Consider the following 228-nt stretch of genomic DNA (forward strand, 5'->3'; position numbering starts at 1 on the left):
GACGCCGCGTGGCACCTGCACGAGCTGACCGCCGGGCTCGACCTGGCCGCGTTCGTGCTGTACTCCTCGATGTCGGGCACCTTCGGCGGGCCCGGGCAGGGCAACTACGCCGCGGCCAACGCCTTCCTCGACGCGCTCGCCCGGCAGCGGCGGGCCGAGGGGCGGCCGGCCCAGTCGCTGGCCTGGGGCGCCTGGACCCCGGACGGCGGCATGACCGGCACGCTGGCC

Annotated in this window: 1 protein-coding gene; it reads left to right on the top strand. The window is 77.6% G+C overall.

The window, feature by feature from the left end; all coding sequences use genetic code 11:
- Positions 1–228: KR domain-containing protein (locus tag G3I65_RS56285; protein ID WP_160704836.1), on the top strand; the 228-nt coding region annotated here is incomplete at both ends.

Origin of the sequence: Amycolatopsis sp. SID8362, assembly GCF_010550475.1 — a bacterium.
Taxonomy (GTDB): Bacteria; Actinomycetota; Actinomycetes; order Mycobacteriales; family Pseudonocardiaceae; genus Amycolatopsis; species Amycolatopsis eburnea.